Origin of the sequence: Parabacteroides sp. PF5-9 (assembly GCF_029893105.1) — a bacterium.
Lineage (GTDB): Bacteria > Bacteroidota > Bacteroidia > Bacteroidales > Tannerellaceae > JARXWG01.
Genome location: NZ_JARXWG010000038.1, coordinates 1 through 18,363, shown reverse-complemented (window position 1 = coordinate 18,363; position 18,363 = coordinate 1). Strand labels below are relative to the sequence as shown.

The following is an 18,363-nucleotide window of genomic DNA, read 5'->3' as shown; positions in this document are numbered from 1 at the left end:
ATAACTACCTAGTTATCCATAACAGAAAGAAATATATACTTTCGTAAAAAACGACAAACTTCTTCCGAACATGACTGGGTGAAACCCGGGGTAGGCAATCCAATTCACTCACATCAACCCTGATAAGGGTTGAACCCACTTCGGGGTTCTGAGAATAGTTGTGGCTATCTGCCCCGGGTTTTACCCGGGGTTATGCATATTTTACCCCTCACGGGGTAATGACCCACAACTCACTATTCACTAAAAGACAATATAATACACTCATTTTTATCTTCAACACCCTTCCTGATCAACTGCTTTTTGCTCTTTCCGCTCAACCTCAAACAGATTCAACACATTGTCTTCTTCTTTTCACGCAGATGCCTTCCTATTTTTATTCTGATAATCTAATCGTCCACCAACTGTGACACTATCGTCTACCAGTTGGATCACTTTCGTCTACCAACTGTTGCACTATCGTCTACCAATTGGTGGACGATTAATTATTGCAGAAAAAAGAGAGAAGAGATCGAGGAAAAGAGAACTGTTTATCGTATAGATACATGTAACACCTTTATATTCAAAAACAGGAAAACCACCATAAAATGGATAGAATAAGCCTGAATGAAGGGGTTTAATAATAAATAAAAGCAAAAAAGTTTACGAATTGTGCGTTATATTACAAAATTCGTATATATTTGCACCGTCAGTAAATACAAAATCAGTTCTAAAATGGAAAACATGATCTCCTTATCAGCTGTATGCAAGGACTTTTCTGTCGGACAAGGGCTTTTCCGGGCTTTAAACAACATCAATCTCACAATCAGAAAAGGTGAATTTACCGGATTGGTCGGGCCAAGCGGTTCGGGGAAAACGACACTATTGAATATTATCGGGGCATTAGACACCCCGACATCAGGAGAAGCTGTCGTCCTGGGTCAGAACATAACATCTGTTGCACCTTCCGAATCGGCTAAACTTCGTAACCTGCATATCGGATTTATTTTTCAAAGCTATAATCTGCTACCCGTATATACTGTATACGAAAATGTCGAGTTTGCCTTATTATTACAACATAAGTCCAAAAAACAGCGATATGAAGCGGTGATGGAAGCGCTCGAGTGGGTCGGTTTAACTGACAAACGCGATTCACGGCCTTCCCAGTTATCGGGAGGCGAAAGCCAACGGGTAGCAATTGCCCGCGCAATGGTAAAAAGACCGTCCATCGTTTTGGCCGACGAGCCGTCTGCCAATCTGGATGCCGACAATTCGCATCATATCCTGCAAACCATGCACAAACTGAACAAAGAGTTGCAAACGACTTTCATCTTTGCCACCCACGATGAGAAAGTCATGCAATACTTGCAACGGATCATTTCGCTTCGTGACGGGCAAGTGGAAAAAGACACGATTATTGACAATTCTAAATAACCGGAAAATGTTACTTCTACGAACCGCATATAAAAATATCATCGGAGGAGGCAAACGCACCTGGCTGAATGTTGCGGTCCTCTCCTTCGTCCTGGTTATCATGGTAGCCTACAATGGTATCCTCGACGGCTGGATCGAGGAAGCCAGAAAAGATACCCGCGAATGGGAAACGGCAGAAGGTCAATACTGGCACCCGGCGTACGACCGGATGGATATCTTTAGTTTACCCGATGCCCACGGGCTCATACCGGAGCAACTGCGTACAGATATCGATAAGGGTTTGGCCACACCTATATTGGCAATACAGGCAAGTCTTTACCCGCAAGGGCGAATGCAAAACATCGTACTACGAGGGATCGACCCTAAACAAACAGTGCTCAAACTACCTACCCCCGAACTCCGGCAAACAGAAAACGATATACCGGCAATAATCGGTAAACGAATGGCTCAATCGGCGAACCTACACGAAGGAGACCGGGTTATGATGCGTTGGAGGGATAAAAATGGGGTCTTCGATGCAAGAGAGATACTAATCACTCACATTTTTAATGTGAACGTTCCGGGTGTTGATGCAGGGCAGATATGGATCACACTTGACGATCTCTATCAAATGACCGGTATGAATGGAGAAGCGACTTATATCGTGACTACCCATAAAAAACCTCTTACATCTATTGAAGGATGGGAACTGAAAAATCAGGCATTTCTGATGAGTGATATATCCCTGATGGAAGAAGGCACACGAATGGAAGCGGCCATAATCTTTACAATACTGCTGGCCATTGCTCTTCTGGCTGTATTCGACACACAGACTTTATCCATATTCAGACGACAAAAAGAGATAGGCACTTATGTCGCCTTAGGCATGACACCTTATAAAGTGACCACCCTCTTTACGCTTGAAGGGACAATGTACAGCCTGCTCGCTATTATTGCGGCTGCAGTCTGGGGAAGTCCGTTACTATACCTCTTCAGTCGAACGGGAATGCCGATGCCCGACAGTTATTCCGATCTTGGAATCGCTATTGGCAATGCGTTGATCCCTTCTTATCAGGTATCATCCATATTGACAACAATTATGATCGTTGTGGTTATGTCGGCATTAATCAGTTTTCTCCCCGCCCGAAGAATCGCGCGGCAGAATATGGTGCAGGCACTAAAAGGAAAGATCAGCTGATAACAATAAGAATGAATTTAAACAGGTCTAAATGTGAAATAAAATGTTTGACTTTCTATTAAAAGGTATACTCAGAGACAGGCGAAGGAGCCTGTTACCGGTACTGGTTGTAACAATCGGCGTTTTTGTCGTGGTTTCACTCGACGGGCTTATGGGGGGCATGATGAACAATATGGTCGATATGACCGCCAATTTTCAGACAGGCCATATGCGGGTAATGACACGAGCATACAGTCAGGATGAAGATCAGAAGCCAAATGACCTGGCTTTAATGGAGACGGATATACTGACGGAAAAACTTAAAGCAGAATACCCCGAAGTTGACTGGACTCCCCGCATTTTATTCGGCGGTCTGCTCGATATCCCCGATGCGAATGGTGAAACAATGAAACAAGGGCCAGTTGCCGGACAAGCCTTTGATCTGCTCAATCCCGACAGTCGGGAAACAGAACGAACAGGTCTGAAAAAAGCGTTGACAGCCGGTCATCTGATCAACAGACAGGGTGAAGCATTGGTCAGTCATGACTTTGCGGATAAGTTCGGGTTAATACCCGGTGATACGGTTACTTTTTTTGGTTCGACAATGTATGGATCGATGACATTCCAAAACTATACCATAGCCGGCATCGTCCGTTTCGGCAATAGTATGCTGGATAAAGGCGGTATCATCATTGACATGGAAGATGCCAGACAACTCCTTGACATGGAAAACGCCGCAGGTGAAATACTGGGCTTTCTGCCCGATGGCTACGATACAGAGAGAGCCCGGTTGATAAAAAACAGTTTCAATTCGCAATATGCCGATCAAACCGACGAATATGCCCCGGTAATGATGGAACTGGCCGACGATCCGATGATGGGACAAACACTGAGCTATACGAAAACAGTCTCGTTCTTCATGATCTTCCTGTTAGTATTGGCTCTGTCGATTGTTTTATGGAATGCTGGGGTTCTGGGTGGCATCAGAAGATATAATGAATTCGGCATACGGTTGGCAATGGGTGAAAAGAAGTGGCATATTTACAGTACACTACTGGCTGAGTCGCTGATGATCGGCTGCATTGGCTCGGTATTCGGCACAATACTCGGCATATGGATTTCTCTCTATTTGAAAAAGTATGGCATGGACTATAGTAATATGATGGAAACGGTATCGATGATGATCGACCCGGTGATACGCTCAGACGTAATGCCCCGGATGTACTTCATCGGATTTATTCCGGGTATTATCTCTACATTGATCGGGACGGCACTCTCAGGAAGGGCCATCTATAAAAGAAGTACCGCCCTGTTGTTTAAAGAACTTGATTAAAATATCCGGCAGTATAAAAACTGCCACAATAATAGATGAAAATGAAAAAGATCGGATTTATTCTATTAATTCTGTTTGTTACTACCGCGCTCTCCGCACAAGAAGGCGAAGGTCTCCGGATTTTACAGGCCATCGACAAAAATATGTCGGCAGATAGCCGGATCGTTGAATCAACGATGATCGTACATGGTAAACGTAATAGCCGGACAATGACATCGAAAAGTTACGTCATGGGGACAGATAAGAGTTTTTCAGAGTATCTTTCGCCGGCACGTGAACGCGGAACCAAAATGCTGAAACTGGATAATGAAATGTGGGTATATTCACCCTCAACAGACAGGACAATTATGATCTCGGGACATATGATGCGACAGTCGGTGATGGGTTCCGACTTATCATACGAAGATATGATGGACGATCGCAAACTGACTGAAATATACAATGCCGAAGTAGCCGGAAATGAAATTATCGATGAAAGAGATTGTTGGCTATTAACATTAACCGGCAAAGTAAACGATGCAGCTTATCCCACACGAAAACTGTGGGTCGACAAAGAATGGATGATCCCCCTGCGTGAAGAGTTATATGCCAAAAGCGGACAGTTGCTGAAAAAGATCACACTAAGCGATATCCGGCAAACGGAAGGCCGCTGGTTCCCGATGAAAATGATTTACAAAGATATATTGAAAGACGGCAACGGTACGGAATGGATTATCGACAGTATAACATTTGACCGGAAAATACCGGAACATATATTCAGTAAGGCAAGCATGAAAAAATAAAAAGATGGAGAAACGAAGCAAGAAACACGATGCGATACTGGAAGCATCACGGAAATTATTCTATCGATACGGACTACGGAAAGTATCGGTTGAGGATATCTGTAAGGAAGCCAATTGCAGTAAAATGACATTTTACAAATTCTTTCCTAACAAGGTTGAATTGGCAAAGACAATGCTCGACCGCACCTTCAATTACTGGTTGGAAAAATTCTGGGAAGTCATGCGTTCGGAAAAACCCTTTGCCGACAAGATGCATCTCTTTCTGGAGATGAAAGCAAGTGCCAATGCCGATACGAGCAAAGATTTTATGGAAGATCTGTATTATAGTGAAGATTCAGTCTTGAAAGAGTATATGTCGGAATGGATCGGTCGTTCGCTCAAAGAGACAATCGCAATGTTCACCTACGCACAGGAACAGGGATGGATGCGAAAAGACCTGAAACCCGAACTGATGTTATACATTATGAACCGCTTGATCGACTCGGTGCGCGATGACAAACTATTGAATATGTACGACAGTGTACAACAACTCGGACGGGAAATAACTAAATTTTTCCTCTACGGTGTATTCGATGAAAAATAAACGAACATATATAAAATACCTTTTACCGGCTTTACTGCTGTTGTTCTGTCAAGCTGCCTATAATCAGGAGAATAGTAATCCTGACTTTCGATTCAGTGGGCAACTGTCCGGATGGGGCAGTTTCACACCGGATGCATCGGAGGAGTGGCAATTCGGAGGACGCTATATACCGGAAATTAGTTTTGCCTATCCCTTGAAGCAAAACAAACTGCTGGATTTTGAGGGTTCGGTAAATATTTTCGGCCATACCGAATTTAACAAACTAAAGGATATCGACGGTAATGGAAAAATAAAGCCATACCGTGTATGGATCCGTTATTCGACAACAAACAGCGAGTTACGGTTCGGATTGCAAAAAATCAATTTCGGTTCGGCTCAGATATTCCGCCCGTTGATGTGGTTCGACAGCATGGACCCACGCGATCCATTGGAGATGACTGATGGCGTATGGGGCGGATTGTTCCGCTACTATTTTCTTAACAATGCGAATATCTGGTTATGGGCTTTGGCGGGTAACAACAAACAAAAAGGTTGGGAATTATTCAAAACCGGCGGACAATTACGTCCGGAGGCAGGCGGACGTATACAGCTTCCGTTCAAAAAAGGCGAAGCAGCTTTCAGTTATCATTTCCGCGAAGCAAAACTTGCCTCATTATCCCTCCCGGAAAGCAATGCCGCGGAGCATAGAATAGGAGTTGACGCCCGGGCAGATGTGGTAGTCGGATTATGGTTGGAAGCTTCATGGACTCATTACAACAAAAACCTGGATATTATCAGCAACCAACATCTATTTACTGTCGGAACGGATTATACGTTTGGGATTGGGAACGGTCTGGGAGTCACCGCTGAACACATGATCTACGGATTGGGGCGGAAAGCGCTACGCCCTACCGAGAATAGTCATTTTACGGGTCTGTCACTGAACTATCCCGCGACATTATTTGATACGGTGACGGCCATGTTCTACTACGACTGGAAAAACCATAATCCATATACTTTCGTAAACTGGCACAGACAGTTGAACAGCTTTAGTTTTTATGTGATGGGATTCTGGAATCCGAAGAGATACAATGTGCCGGGACAAACTGAATTTACCGGAATGGCAGGAAAAGGTATACGCCTAATGCTGGTCTGGAATCATTAAAAGCATTTTACATACAGACCTTTTCATAACTTAGTGCTTATATAAGCGTTAAATCACTAACTTTGTGCATCTATCTTAACGACATGAATAAAAAATTAATACAAAACGCCCTGATCATCAATGAAGGGCGTTCATTCAACGGCTCGGTATTAGTATCCGGCAATCTGATCAGTAAAATATACGAGAATGAATCTCCCGAACCTGCGGAGATTGCCGATGCGGAGGTGATTGATGCCACAGGTATGTGGTTGCTTCCCGGGGTTATTGATGATCAGGTCCATTTTCGCGAACCGGGCTTGACGCATAAAGGAGATATATCATCAGAAAGTCGCGCTGCCGTTGCCGGAGGGGTTACGACTTTTATGGATATGCCCAATACGAAACCGCAGACGACTACCCTGAATGATTTGGAATGGAAATTTCAGAGAGGAGCAGAAACATCTGTGGCCAATTATTCCTTTTTCTTTGGAGGAACGAATGAGAACCTTCATGAAATCAAGAAACTGGACAAACACAGAATTCCGGGACTCAAACTGTTTTTAGGCTCTTCTACCGGAAATATGTTGGTAGACAAGAAGGATGTATTGGAGCGCATATTCGGTGAGTCCGATTTATTGATTGCCATTCATGCAGAGAAAGAAGAGATCATTCAAAAAAATATCACATATTTCACGAACCTGTACGGTAAAAACCTGGATGTATCCCTCCATCCACGGATCAGAAGTGAAGAGGCTTGTTATGCCTCTTCGGCTGAAGCGGTAGAACTTGCCACTCGGCTGAATACCCGTTTACATATCCTTCACCTGTCAACGGCAAAGGAGATGACTCTTCTGGATAATAAGCTACCGCTAAAAGAGAAAAAAATTACCGGGGAGGTCTGTGTACATCACTTATGGTTTTACGACAGGGATTATGAGCGTTTCGGCAACCGTATCAAATGGAATCCGGCGATTAAAACCTTAGACGATCGTACTGCGCTCCGGGAAGCTATCAATAACAACAAACTGGATATTATAGCGACAGATCATGCCCCGCATTTACTCTCTGAAAAAGAAGGAAATTGCCTGACTGCTGCTTCCGGTGGACCTCTAATTCAACACTCTCTGACTGTTATGCTTGAGATGGCATCCAAAGGGTATTTTACAACAGAAAAAGTAGTCGAGAAGATGGCGCATCAGCCGGCAGAGTTGTTCCATATCGATAAACGGGGATACATTCGTCCGGGTTATTATGCCGATCTCGTTTTGGTTGATCCTCAGAATGAATGGACTGTGTCTAAAGAGAATATCCTGTACAAATGCGGATGGTCTCCTTTTGAAGAGTATACCTTCCATCATAAGATACGGAAAACGTTTGTAAACGGTCATGAAGTTTATTCAGACGGTCAAATAAATGATCGCATAAAAGGGATGGAAATAAGATTCAATCCCGCCCGATAACAGACATAAAAAAGAGAGATTGCCCGGATTTTCAGACAATCTCTCGTTCTTAAAAAGAAAACAAAATCAGCTATTTATCTTAGCCAGAATCAGTTCTGCCGCCTTTTTTCCACTCATCAACATTCCACCAAAAATAGGTCCCATACGAAAACTTCCGCTTACCCCATTGGCCGCCATCCCGGAAACAAACAATCCGGGGTAAATCTCTTTCGTGTTTTCGACTGTTGTCTGCTCGCCTAATTCGACATTCAGCGAACGTTCTCCGACAACATCTCCGGTAACCGTATTCAGTTTAACACCGTTTTTACGGGCAACTGTACGAGCCACTTCACAATCATGACCTGTCCCCTCCAATACAGCCTTAGCCATTATAGTCAACGGATCAACATGCATTCCTTCACGAATGACAGGTGCCCAGTTGACGACCACGCCGGCTACCGCTTCATTCTGAAAAACAACATCTTCCACCGAATAACAGTTGAAAATTGTTGCTCCGGCCTTCGTGGCTTTATAGATCAAGGCCGATGTGGTATGAACCGAATCCATAATATAGGTTCCGTTTTCACCCTTTCGATACGCTACTTCCAGCTCTTGAATAATTGGTATTGCTTCTTCCTGAACAACAATATCATTAAACATCATTGCTCCTCCCCACATCCCTCCGCCGGGAGCCAGTTTACGGTCGAAAAGAGCGACTTTCTTTCCGGCTTTCGCCAGATAATACGCTGCCACAATCCCGGATGGGCCACCACCAACAATAGCCACATCAACAGACAGATTGCGTTTCAGTTTCTCAAAATAGGAATTAATAATCCCTGTCGAAACAATTTGTTCCATCTTTACTAATAAGAATTTAAGTTTAAACATCAGGAAACACATAGAGGCAATGCTCCCCTTTCGTTTATTTTACCTATTCCCTTCGCCGGCATTACCCGGAGCAGGTTCAATGGGTATGATCTCAGCCTGTTAGTAAGGCACCCCTATGAAAAGTCGATGACAAAGATAATTATTCCAGGGAATTGTCATTTACAAATTGTAAATATAAAAAAAAGGAACCTGAACATACACTCAGATTCCTTTTTCACAATTCATAATTTATAATTCATAATTTCTTCATTTGTATTTGCTTACGCGTGCATCATTTATTACACCCGACCAGTTCATACCAAAGGCAAAATCATAGGTATTGCCTTCGCTATCGGTATGGCAACGCATATCACGCGGAACGTCTTCAAACTGTTCTTCAACGGTACGCATATCTGCCGGCATCTGGATCGGCAAAAGAGCCGAAGGTTCATTCGTGCCGCTTATAATATCCAATACTGCTTGATTTTGTACGCCAAAATTGATCAGGATCGCATCTGCCGATTTCTCAAATTCAGACATAACAGAAGGATTATCCATATCCATGGATACAATCACCGGTTTACCTTTCATTTTTGCTTTTGTCTCATTGACAGACTGCATATCCGTTTTATTACTGGTTTTCACCGATTTTCCTTTATAGCTGCGGTTAGTAAACTTCTCAAACGGATCACCACCGGCCAAGCTCGGATTTCGAGCCGAAGTAGCCGTATAATCATTAAATTGCAAACTGATAGGCACATACCCATTTCCTCCTTTATCCGCATCCGCTTTATCATATCCGGATCCGCTCTTCGGGTTAGTCACAAAAACGATGGCAAAATCAGCCTCATCCGGATTTTCGACCACCGTATAATACTTTCTAACCAGATCCAGATTAACCGGATAATCCATACGACCAGTTGCAGCTACACCGAAAAAGTTCATCACTGGAGGAAAGAAACGTTGAGGAACGTACACTTTCTTATTTTTTTCTATAGGCAAAGTATTTGTTTTATTCTTTACCATTACAATCGATTTCAACTGAGCTTCATAAGCTTCTTGCATAAATTCAGGTTTTCCGACTAATGCCTGCGACTCAGCCGGATCAAGGTAGGCATTCTCGAATAAGCCTGTACGGAAAATATTCAATAATAATCGCTCCCCTGATTTCTCAAAACGCTTACGCATCGCTTCTTCGCCATATTCTTTTACTCCCATCTGATATGCTTCGAGTACCGGGTCTTTATCGTTATTTCCTCCGAATTGATCCACTCCGGCCATAAGTATTCTATAATGACGTTCTGCTACTGTCAGGCCTTCGGCTCCCCAAGGTTTTCCGGCAAAGGTTTCCACTCCGGTTTCGTCACCGGTAATACCCCAGTCCGTACAAACAACACCATCGTAACCATATTTTCCACGAAGCTGATCCGTGATCAGATAATCACTGTAGCCGTTTGCAATGTCATTCCCACTCGGATCCTGCCCTACAGAAATGGTATAATAAGGCATAACGGCCGATGCTTTCGCCGTTTTTCCCTCCAAATTGAACGCACCTTTAATAAATGGCTGTTTATGTTGCTCCAGATTATTCCCCGGGAATACGGCATATTTACCATACCCGTAATGCCCATCACGACCGCCTTCACCAGAACCTCCGCCGGGCCAGTGTTTTACCATGGCGTTTACACTTTCATATCCCCAACCGTTTGAGATTTCTTTATCGCCGGATGATGTCTGGAACCCATCGGTATACGCGCGAGCCATGTCTGTTGACAAATCAGGATCTTCACCGAACGTCCCACTCACCCGACTCCAACGCGGATCAGTTGCAATATCTATCTGTGGAGAAAGTGCTGTTGCAATTCCTAATGCCCGGTATTCTATAGACGCTATTTCTCCAAAACGCTTAACGACTGCTGGATCAAACGTGGCAGCCAGACCTAATGAGCCAGGCCATAACGAAATTTGTCCGCCACTACCAAAATTATATTCAGCGTCAGCAGAAGTTCCATGACGCGGATCGGAACTATTATTAGCTGGAATACCATGTCCCATTCCTTCGACCAATGCCTGTACATTATTATTCCAAAGCGCAGCAACTTCCGGACTTTGTACCCGGGTAACCAAGACATGACGTACATTATCTTCAGTCAAAAATTTCCGTTGTGCATCCGAAAGATCCGAAGGCAACGCTCCGCTTTCGGCAAACGATTTCCCATTGTATGTAGAAGAGCCAAACCCTTGTGAGGCTCCGGGAATTGACTGATGGGCACTATACAACATTAATCCGGCAATCTCTTCTACGGATATTTTAGAAGCCAGATCTTTCGCCCGCTCTTCCGGTGTCAATCGCCAGTCTTCATACGGGTCGAGTTGACCGTTACGATTGAGGTCTTTAAAAGCAAAGCCGTCTACCGTAAGCAGATTCACTCCTGATGCCGGTGAATAACCTAAAGTCGCTCCCCCTTGTTGAGTCACAAGCCGGTACGATTCTTTTTCACTCTCTGTCCATTTTGTTTGTGTGCAGCTACTACTCAGTAACAGCGTAGCAATCATACTACCGGAAAGCAGTATGGAGAATTGAGATTTTCGCATAAGATTTGTATTTAAGTTAAATAAAAAAACACAGGACAATCAAATTGTCTGTTGGCGTTCTTCTACAATTTTTTTGATAAAAGCAACCGATCCTTCGATACCTAAAACCGACACATCGATTGAAAAATTATAAGAGCTACATGCTCCCCATACTTTATTCGTATAATAATTATAATAAGCCGCTCGCGATTTATCAGTCTTTATCATCTGTTCTTTCGCCTCTTCAACAGTTATCTGCTGGCTATTTACAATACGTCGCACACGTTCGTCCTCCGTATTATGAATAAAAAAACTCAAACAATTCGGGTTATCCCTTAAAATATAATCACCACAACGCCCAACAATTATACACGACTCATTCTCTGCCAAATGACGTATAGCATCACTTTGCAATTTGAACAAACCGTCATTGGATAGAATATTATTATAGGGCGAAAACATCCCCATATACGAATATCCCATTGTGATTGCATAAGCCAATCCACTGGATGCCTGCTCATCTGCCTTCTCAAAAACTTCTTCACAAAGCCCACTCTCTTTGGCAGCCACAGCCAGTAATTCCTTATCATAATAACCTATTCCCAGTTCTTTCGATAATTTTTGTCCGACTTCGCGTCCGCCACTACCAAACTGTCGCCCGATTGTTAATATAATTTTTTTATCCATAATGACATCATTTATATCTTTTAGCACTCCAATACATCTGTATATAACAAAGATACATAAAAAACCGATTCGGTTATTAGGATGTTCTGAATTGTCTGAATTGATGAATCAAAACGACTGCCGTAACGATTGTAGCAATTAAATCGGCAACTGGTATACTGACCCAAACACCAAACACCCCCCAAATACGAGGAAGAATGATCAAACAAGGAACCAAGAAAAGCAATTGCCGGGTCAAAGAAAGGAAAATCGCTTTTTTAGACATCCCAATCGATAAGAAAAAGTTTGTTGCCACCATCTGAAAGCCGACAATTGGGAAAACCGCAAAAACAATATGTAAGCCATATACTGCTGCATCAATCAACTCCTGATCGGTGGTAAACATCTGCACCATCAAAGAAGGGAAAAACTGGCACAAGACAAAACCGAAGGTAGCAACTCCTGTAGCCCATTTCATCGTCAGTTTGGTCACTTCTGTGACCCGGTTATAATGCCGGGCGCCAAAATTAAAACCGGCAATCGGTTGCATCCCCTGATTAAACCCCATGATAACCATGATAAACAAAAAAGTGATCCGATTTACGATTCCATAGGCGCCAATAGCCATATCGCCACCATACCTCATCAAGCCCCGGTTGATTAATATAATAATCAGACTCGAACAAATATTCATCAGAAAAGGAGACAGTCCTATATATAATATACCTTTGACAAGTTCTTTCCGCAAACGATAAATACCTTTCTGAAAATGAAGCAATTGTTTGGGATTGGAGAAATGTATGACCTGCCAGGTTAATGAAATTACCTGAGAGATCACCGTGGCCCAAGCAGCACCTTTAATTCCCCATCCCCACCAAAAGATAAAGATCGGATTCAATAATACATTAATGACGACTGATGCCAATGTTGCATACATAGCCATCTGAGGATAACCGGAAGAACGAAGTACGGCATTCAGTCCCAAATACATGTGGGTGATCACATTTCCAAACAAAATAATGACCATATAATCACGGGCATAATCGATCGTATTCTCACTGGCTCCAAAAAAATAAAGAATCGGATCCAGAAAAGCCAGACACACAATCGAAAAAGCGATCCCAAGAACCACATTCAAAACCAATACATTACCCAGTACATTTTTCGCCCCGACGTAATCTTTTTGTCCAAGTTTGACTGAAACAAGAGTAGATGCCCCAACACCCACGAGCGAGCCAAAAGCTGCCGCCAGATTCATTAAAGGAAAAGTGAGCGCCAATCCGGATATCGCCAAAGCGCCTACTCCATGACCAATAAACACACTATCTGCAATATTATACAAAGAAGACGCCGTCATGGCAATAATTGCCGGAACAGCATATTGCATAAGAAGTTTACTGATTTTTTCTGTCCCTAATACTAATGGTGAGTTTTGTTTGGCCATATGTTTATTACACTTGATTCTTATTACAAAAGAGTTAACAGTTAAACCTGTCACTGTTTGACATCGGTTAACTGTTAACTCTTCCCTTAATCGTATGCAAAGGTACGATTTATTTGTCCCAAATCACTATTTTTGCTTTCTAATTCATTGAAATATGACAGAAGAACTCACGATCCAACAAGGTAGTAAAAAGGAGAAATACGAAACACTCCTCCCACAAATAAAATCGCTAATTGACGGTGAAAACGACACAATTGCCAATATGGCAAACGTCTGTGCCGCATTAAAACAGACATTTGATTTTTTATGGGTTGGATTTTATACCGTTAAAGAAGACAACCTCGTACTTTCGCCTTTTCAGGGACCAATCGCCTGTACACGGATCCGTTTCGGGAAAGGCGTTTGCGGTACAGCCTGGAAAGAGGCTAAAACAGTTATTGTACCTGATGTCGATCTGTTTCCGGGGCATATCGCCTGCAACTCCGCTTCACGCTCTGAAATTGTAGTTCCGCTTTTAAAAAAGAATGAAGTCATCGCTATTTTGGATATTGATAGTGCTTCATTAAATACCTTTGATGAGGTAGATGCGTATTATTTGGAGAAGCTATGCAAAATGCTGGCTGAAAGCGATTAATATAAGATTTATTTATTATTTTTGATTTTTCAGAGAAGGCTTTAAAGGCCTTAAGGACCTTGAAGTCTCTAAGGACCTTAAGGATAAAAAAATAAAAAACCAAAAAACAACCAACTATGACCAACAAACTTCTCCCCACCGGCGGTAATTACCGCAAACTTTTCTGTTACCAAAAAGCGGAAGCTATCTATGACATCACCTACTACTTTTGCAAACATTATCTCCAAAGAGGTGATCGAACGATCGATCAGATGATACAAGCCGCCCGTTCGGGTAAGCAAAATATTGTTGAGGGAAGCGCAGCCTCCACAACATCCAAAGAGATGGAGATCAAATTAATTAATGTAGCAAAAGCCAGTTTACATGAATTACTTATTGACTATGAAGATTACCTTCGCACCCGTGAATATCGCCGATTGCAAATATCACAATCTGTCTTATTAAGCAAACGGATTATCTATTAGCCAAATTATTGGATAAAATCAATGTACAATTTATCAAAGAAGGAGGTATGCGAGAAAGGATGACCAAATTACGTCTTGAAGAACGTAAAAAGCATCCATGAACAACTTCGCTTACCTCCTTTTATAATAATATAAAATGTCTTTACAATTAGACTAAAATCCTACAGAGCAAACTTAGGCTGACGATGAATCCATTGTCCTCTGGTGAAATCAGGAAAATCGACCAATGCGCCACCACGAGCGACAGACATTTCGGATAAGGCCGAAATCGCACTCCATGCCGCAGCGTCGTAACAATCCATCGGAGCCGGCTTTTTATTACGTATAGCATCGATAAAGTCATACATCATAATATAATCCATACCTCCATGTCCGGCCTCACGGGCTTTAGCTTCGAGGTCACTCCATAATTTATGATCGTATTTTTTGAACCATTCGTCGGAGTCGTCCCAGCGATGAGGTTTAGATTGTCCTTCTACATAGACATGATTGCCATCATTCATCCACAAACCTTCGGTACCCTGTACCCTGAATCCCAAAGAATACGGACGAGGCGAATTGGTATCGTGTGTAACGATGATCGTTTGTCCATTAGCACATTTAATCATAGAGGTAACAATATCTCCCAGGTTAAACTGCACTTTAGCATACGGATGATCGCGCCCACCTTTATCGACAATAAATTTATGCAGCCCCCGTGCCTGAGTAGCCATAGCTGTCAATGAAATAAAACGGTTTCCGTGGTTGATATCCATACAATTGGCAACAGGTCCGATTCCGTGGGTCGGATAGACATCCCCATTACGCTTGATCGAATGTTGCGTTCTCCATTGTGCTTCAGCATAAGCGGTAGGCCCCATCCGCAACTCTCCGCCAGGTTGATACGTATAATGCTTTCCATCATTGAATTTCACGTCACGCAGATCATGCTGATACCCACAACCGCCATGCAGTAATTCGCCAAACAACCCTTGACGTACCATATTTAATGCCGCCATACAGTCGCGGCGGTAGCATACATTCTCCATGATATTCAGTTGACTGCCGGTCGCTTCCGAGACATTGACCAAATCCCAGCATTCTTCCAATGAGTTAGCTGCAGAAACTTCAACTCCCACATAAGGAACTCCCGCTTTCATCGCAGCAACCGACATCGGCACGTGCCATTCCCAAGGACTGGCAATGATTACACAGTCGAACTCTTCATTATTCAACATTTGTTCAAATGCCCGTTCGCTCCCGGTGTATACTTTGGGTTCCGGTACATTAAACTTGGCAATATGTTGCAATGTAGACTGCAAAGGGCCTTGCTGTGTATCACATATAGCGACTATCCGGTTCTCAGGAATCGCCAATACATTATTAATATGCTCCTTACATCTCGATCCGGTACCAATAAAGCCAAAGCGCAATTTCCCATCATTGGCTCCTTGCTTTTTTTGTTTAGGTTGAGGTGCGGATGCGTCGACAACAGAAGTTGCTCCAACATTACCGGCTACAGCCAATCCTGCTGCTCCCACCCCTGCTGCTGATACTTTCTTGAGAAAAGAACGACGTGTGTTTTCCATAATCTGTTTTTCTTTAGTGTATTATTTATTCGTTAGGTTACAAAACTAACATATTATTTGATGTCTGTCAAATCAGAACCTCAAGTATCTACCAGACCGCTATCTGATCATAAGTAGCGTTCCGTTAAGTTTTGAAATGCATCTATTCTGCGATCGCGAAAGAAAGGCCACCAACGACGCACCTGCTCGCTACGTGTTGGATCAATATCAATCCATCTCACCTCCTCTTGATCGGCAGACAGGCGAAGTAAAAATTCTCCCTGAGGACCCGCAACAAAACTATTCCCCCAAAACTGTATCCCATTGGTTTGTTTGGACGGATCTGGCTCGTGCCCGGTACGATTAACGGCAATAACAGGCAATCCGTTAGCAACCGCATGTCCACGTTGCACGGTCACCCAAGCCTCCAGTTGCCGGGATTTTTCCTCTTCCGAATCACTACTTTCCCAACCGATTGCTGTGGGGTAGATCAACAACTCAGCTCCAGCCATGGCCATCAGACGAGCAGCTTCCGGATACCATTGATCCCAACAGACCAACACCCCCAAGCGCCCAACGGATGTATCTATAGGTGTAAAACCCAGATCTCCCGGAGTAAAATAAAATTTCTCATAATAAGCCGGGTCATCCGGAATATGCATCTTACGATACTTTCCAGCGATGGAACCGTCCTTTTCGAGAACGACTGCAGTGTTATGATACAGTCCGGGAGCCCGTTTTTCAAATAAAGATAAGACCAATACAATTCCCAACTCTTTCGCCAATTCACCGAATAAATCGGTCGAAGATCCCGGAATAGATTCGGCTAAATCAAATTGCGTAGTATCTTCTGTCTGACAGAAGTATAAACCATTATGCAACTCTTGCAGCACCACCAATTCGGCTCCTTCTGCCGCGCATTTACGGATATTTTGTTGCAATCTTTTTATATTCTCAGCAATATCATTGCTGTTTTTCTGTTGGATAAGTCCGATTCTCATATCGATCAAATAAAATTTTCAGGATATTGCATGGTCACACAATGTAATGACCCGTGTTGTTTTATCAATGGTAAGCAGTTTATACCGACAATTTCCCGGTCAGGAAAAACTTGCTGAAGAACAGATTTGGCAATCGCATCTTTGGGTGAATTATAATAAGGCAGTAAGACAGCCCCATTTATAATCAGGAAATTCGCATACGTCGCCGGCAAACGTTCGCCCTCCCACTCTACAGGATCAGCCATTGGCAAAGCATATAGTTCATACGACTCACCATTCAATTGCGTGAACGCCATCAGTTCTTTTTCCATCTCCCTCAACTCCGGATAATGTTCATCCGCCTCATCTGTACATTTTACATAGGCAATGGCATCTTTACGACAAAAACGAGCCAATGTATCGATATGACTATCCGTATCATCTCCAGCCAGATACCCATTATTAAGCCATAAGACACGCTCCACACCGAATATCTCCTTTAAATGATATTCCAGTTGTTCTTCGTTCAGATAATCATTCCGGTTATTCGACATCAGACATTCGCTTGTAGTCAATAAAGTACCAGCCCCATCCGATTCGATGCTCCCCCCTTCAAGTACAAAGGGATACATACAGACCTTTCGCACCTCCTTTTTAAACGTATCCGTACAAAACAGTCCTGTATTTATCTGATTATCATCATTCGCCGGAAATTTCATCCCCCAGCCGTTAAAGACAAAATCATACACCACCGGCTCTCCATTCTCAAAGACTGAAACCGCCCCATGATCACGCGCCCAAGTATCATTCGACTCCAATTCTCGGAATAGAATCTGCTCATAATTGACCTCGCCCAACTGCTCGCGCACCTCTTTCTCCGATCGACAAACAATCAACAATTTTTCTCTTTTGATAATTTCCTTGGCTATAGCCACAAAACAAGGAATAACCTCATCCAACAAAGTCTGCCAATCGGTCTCTTCATGTGGCCAGGTCAGTTGAACCGCACTTTGCGGATACCATTCGGGAGGAAAGAAAATCGTCTGCTCCATTTCAATCGAATTTTAATGGAACAAATGTAATGAATTCGGTCGAAAAGTAGATTGAATGCACACTTAATTACACGACATGCAAATGCTTTTTCTGTTAGAGGTACGTCTAAAATCATTTAGAGGTAGGTGTAAATCAATTTAGAGGTACGTCTAAACAAATTTAGACGTACCTCTAACAAAAAACAGATCTACGTGTCCTGTCCTGAAATAGGTTGTGTCCTGTCCTGAAATAGGTTGTCATTCAACAAAAGTAAACTTATGTTAGAAACGAAACAAAATGGCAGTATTCGTTACAGCCGCTCATTAAAA

15 protein-coding genes, 1 pseudogene and 1 riboswitch are annotated in these 18,363 nt (G+C 43.0%); of the genes and pseudogenes, 9 read left to right on the top strand and 7 right to left on the bottom strand.

Translation table 11 applies throughout. The annotated features are described in order from the left end of the window. Positions 1–711 precede the first annotated feature (711 nt). From M2135_RS15385 to M2135_RS15355, 7 genes are all read left to right on the top strand, one after another. A complete protein-coding gene (locus tag M2135_RS15385) occupies positions 712–1,410 on the top strand; it encodes an ABC transporter ATP-binding protein (RefSeq protein ID WP_280749413.1) in 699 nt (232 codons plus the stop codon). A gap of 7 nt (positions 1,411–1,417) precedes the next feature. Continuing rightward, a complete protein-coding gene (locus M2135_RS15380) occupies positions 1,418–2,587 on the top strand; it encodes an FtsX-like permease family protein (protein ID WP_280749412.1) in 1,170 nt (389 codons plus the stop codon). Positions 2,588–2,630: 43 nt separating this feature from the next. Next, the gene (locus M2135_RS15375) at positions 2,631–3,899 is read left to right on the top strand and encodes an ABC transporter permease (RefSeq protein WP_280749411.1); all 1,269 of its coding nucleotides are present in this window, start codon (positions 2,631–2,633) and stop codon (positions 3,897–3,899) included. A 41-nt stretch (positions 3,900–3,940) separates the two neighbouring features. After that, on the top strand, positions 3,941–4,681 hold the full coding sequence (locus tag M2135_RS15370) for an outer membrane lipoprotein-sorting protein (RefSeq protein ID WP_280749410.1): 741 nt from the start codon (positions 3,941–3,943) through the stop codon (positions 4,679–4,681). 4 nt (positions 4,682–4,685) lie between these two features. Further along, entirely contained in the window at positions 4,686–5,264 is a 579-nt protein-coding gene (locus M2135_RS15365) for a TetR/AcrR family transcriptional regulator (RefSeq protein WP_280749409.1), read from the top strand. After that, positions 5,254–6,408 (top strand): hypothetical protein, encoded by a 1,155-nt coding sequence (locus tag M2135_RS15360; RefSeq protein WP_280749408.1) that lies wholly within the window; start codon positions 5,254–5,256, stop codon positions 6,406–6,408. Before M2135_RS15365 ends, M2135_RS15360 begins: the two co-directional genes overlap by 11 nt. 83 nt (positions 6,409–6,491) lie before the next feature. Next, positions 6,492–7,847 (top strand): dihydroorotase, encoded by a 1,356-nt coding sequence (locus M2135_RS15355; RefSeq protein ID WP_280749407.1) that lies wholly within the window; start codon positions 6,492–6,494, stop codon positions 7,845–7,847. Positions 7,848–7,913: 66 nt separating this feature from the next. Here the strand turns inward: M2135_RS15355 and M2135_RS15350 are convergent, their stop codons facing one another. The 4 genes from M2135_RS15350 to M2135_RS15335 form a co-directional block, all read right to left on the bottom strand. Continuing rightward, positions 7,914–8,684, bottom strand: coding sequence for a sulfide-dependent adenosine diphosphate thiazole synthase (locus M2135_RS15350; protein ID WP_280749406.1), 771 nt, complete (start codon positions 8,682–8,684; stop codon positions 7,914–7,916). Between the two features lie 60 nt (positions 8,685–8,744). Continuing rightward, positions 8,745–8,839, bottom strand: a riboswitch (TPP riboswitch). Positions 8,840–8,960: 121 nt separating this feature from the next. Then, positions 8,961–11,288, bottom strand: coding sequence for a glycoside hydrolase family 3 N-terminal domain-containing protein (locus tag M2135_RS15345; RefSeq protein ID WP_280749405.1), 2,328 nt, complete (start codon positions 11,286–11,288; stop codon positions 8,961–8,963). A gap of 39 nt (positions 11,289–11,327) precedes the next feature. Then, positions 11,328–11,954: a cytidylate kinase-like family protein gene (locus tag M2135_RS15340; protein WP_280749404.1), complete on the bottom strand. Its 627-nt coding sequence runs from the start codon at positions 11,952–11,954 to the stop codon at positions 11,328–11,330. 76 nt (positions 11,955–12,030) lie between these two features. After that, positions 12,031–13,377, bottom strand: coding sequence for an MATE family efflux transporter (locus tag M2135_RS15335; RefSeq protein ID WP_280749403.1), 1,347 nt, complete (start codon positions 13,375–13,377; stop codon positions 12,031–12,033). A 154-nt stretch (positions 13,378–13,531) separates the two neighbouring features. Between M2135_RS15335 and M2135_RS15330 the strand changes: the two genes are divergently transcribed. Both M2135_RS15330 and M2135_RS15325 read left to right on the top strand, forming a co-directional pair. Then, positions 13,532–14,011, top strand: a complete 480-nt coding sequence (locus M2135_RS15330; protein ID WP_280749402.1) for a GAF domain-containing protein — start codon at positions 13,532–13,534, stop codon at positions 14,009–14,011. A gap of 116 nt (positions 14,012–14,127) precedes the next feature. Beyond that, a pseudogene (locus M2135_RS15325) lies at positions 14,128–14,576 on the top strand (four helix bundle suffix domain-containing protein). A gap of 60 nt (positions 14,577–14,636) precedes the next feature. Here M2135_RS15325 and M2135_RS15320 read toward each other — a convergent pair. From M2135_RS15320 to M2135_RS15310, 3 genes are all read right to left on the bottom strand, one after another. Further along, the gene (locus M2135_RS15320; RefSeq protein ID WP_280749401.1) at positions 14,637–16,043 is read right to left on the bottom strand and encodes a Gfo/Idh/MocA family oxidoreductase; all 1,407 of its coding nucleotides are present in this window, start codon (positions 16,041–16,043) and stop codon (positions 14,637–14,639) included. Positions 16,044–16,150: 107 nt separating this feature from the next. After that, entirely contained in the window at positions 16,151–17,023 is an 873-nt protein-coding gene (locus tag M2135_RS15315; protein ID WP_280749400.1) for a carbon-nitrogen hydrolase, read from the bottom strand. Between the two features lie 5 nt (positions 17,024–17,028). Continuing rightward, complete coding sequence (locus tag M2135_RS15310) at positions 17,029–18,054, bottom strand: agmatine deiminase family protein (RefSeq protein WP_280749399.1); 1,026 nt, start codon at positions 18,052–18,054, stop codon at positions 17,029–17,031. Positions 18,055–18,363: the final 309 nt, after the last annotated feature.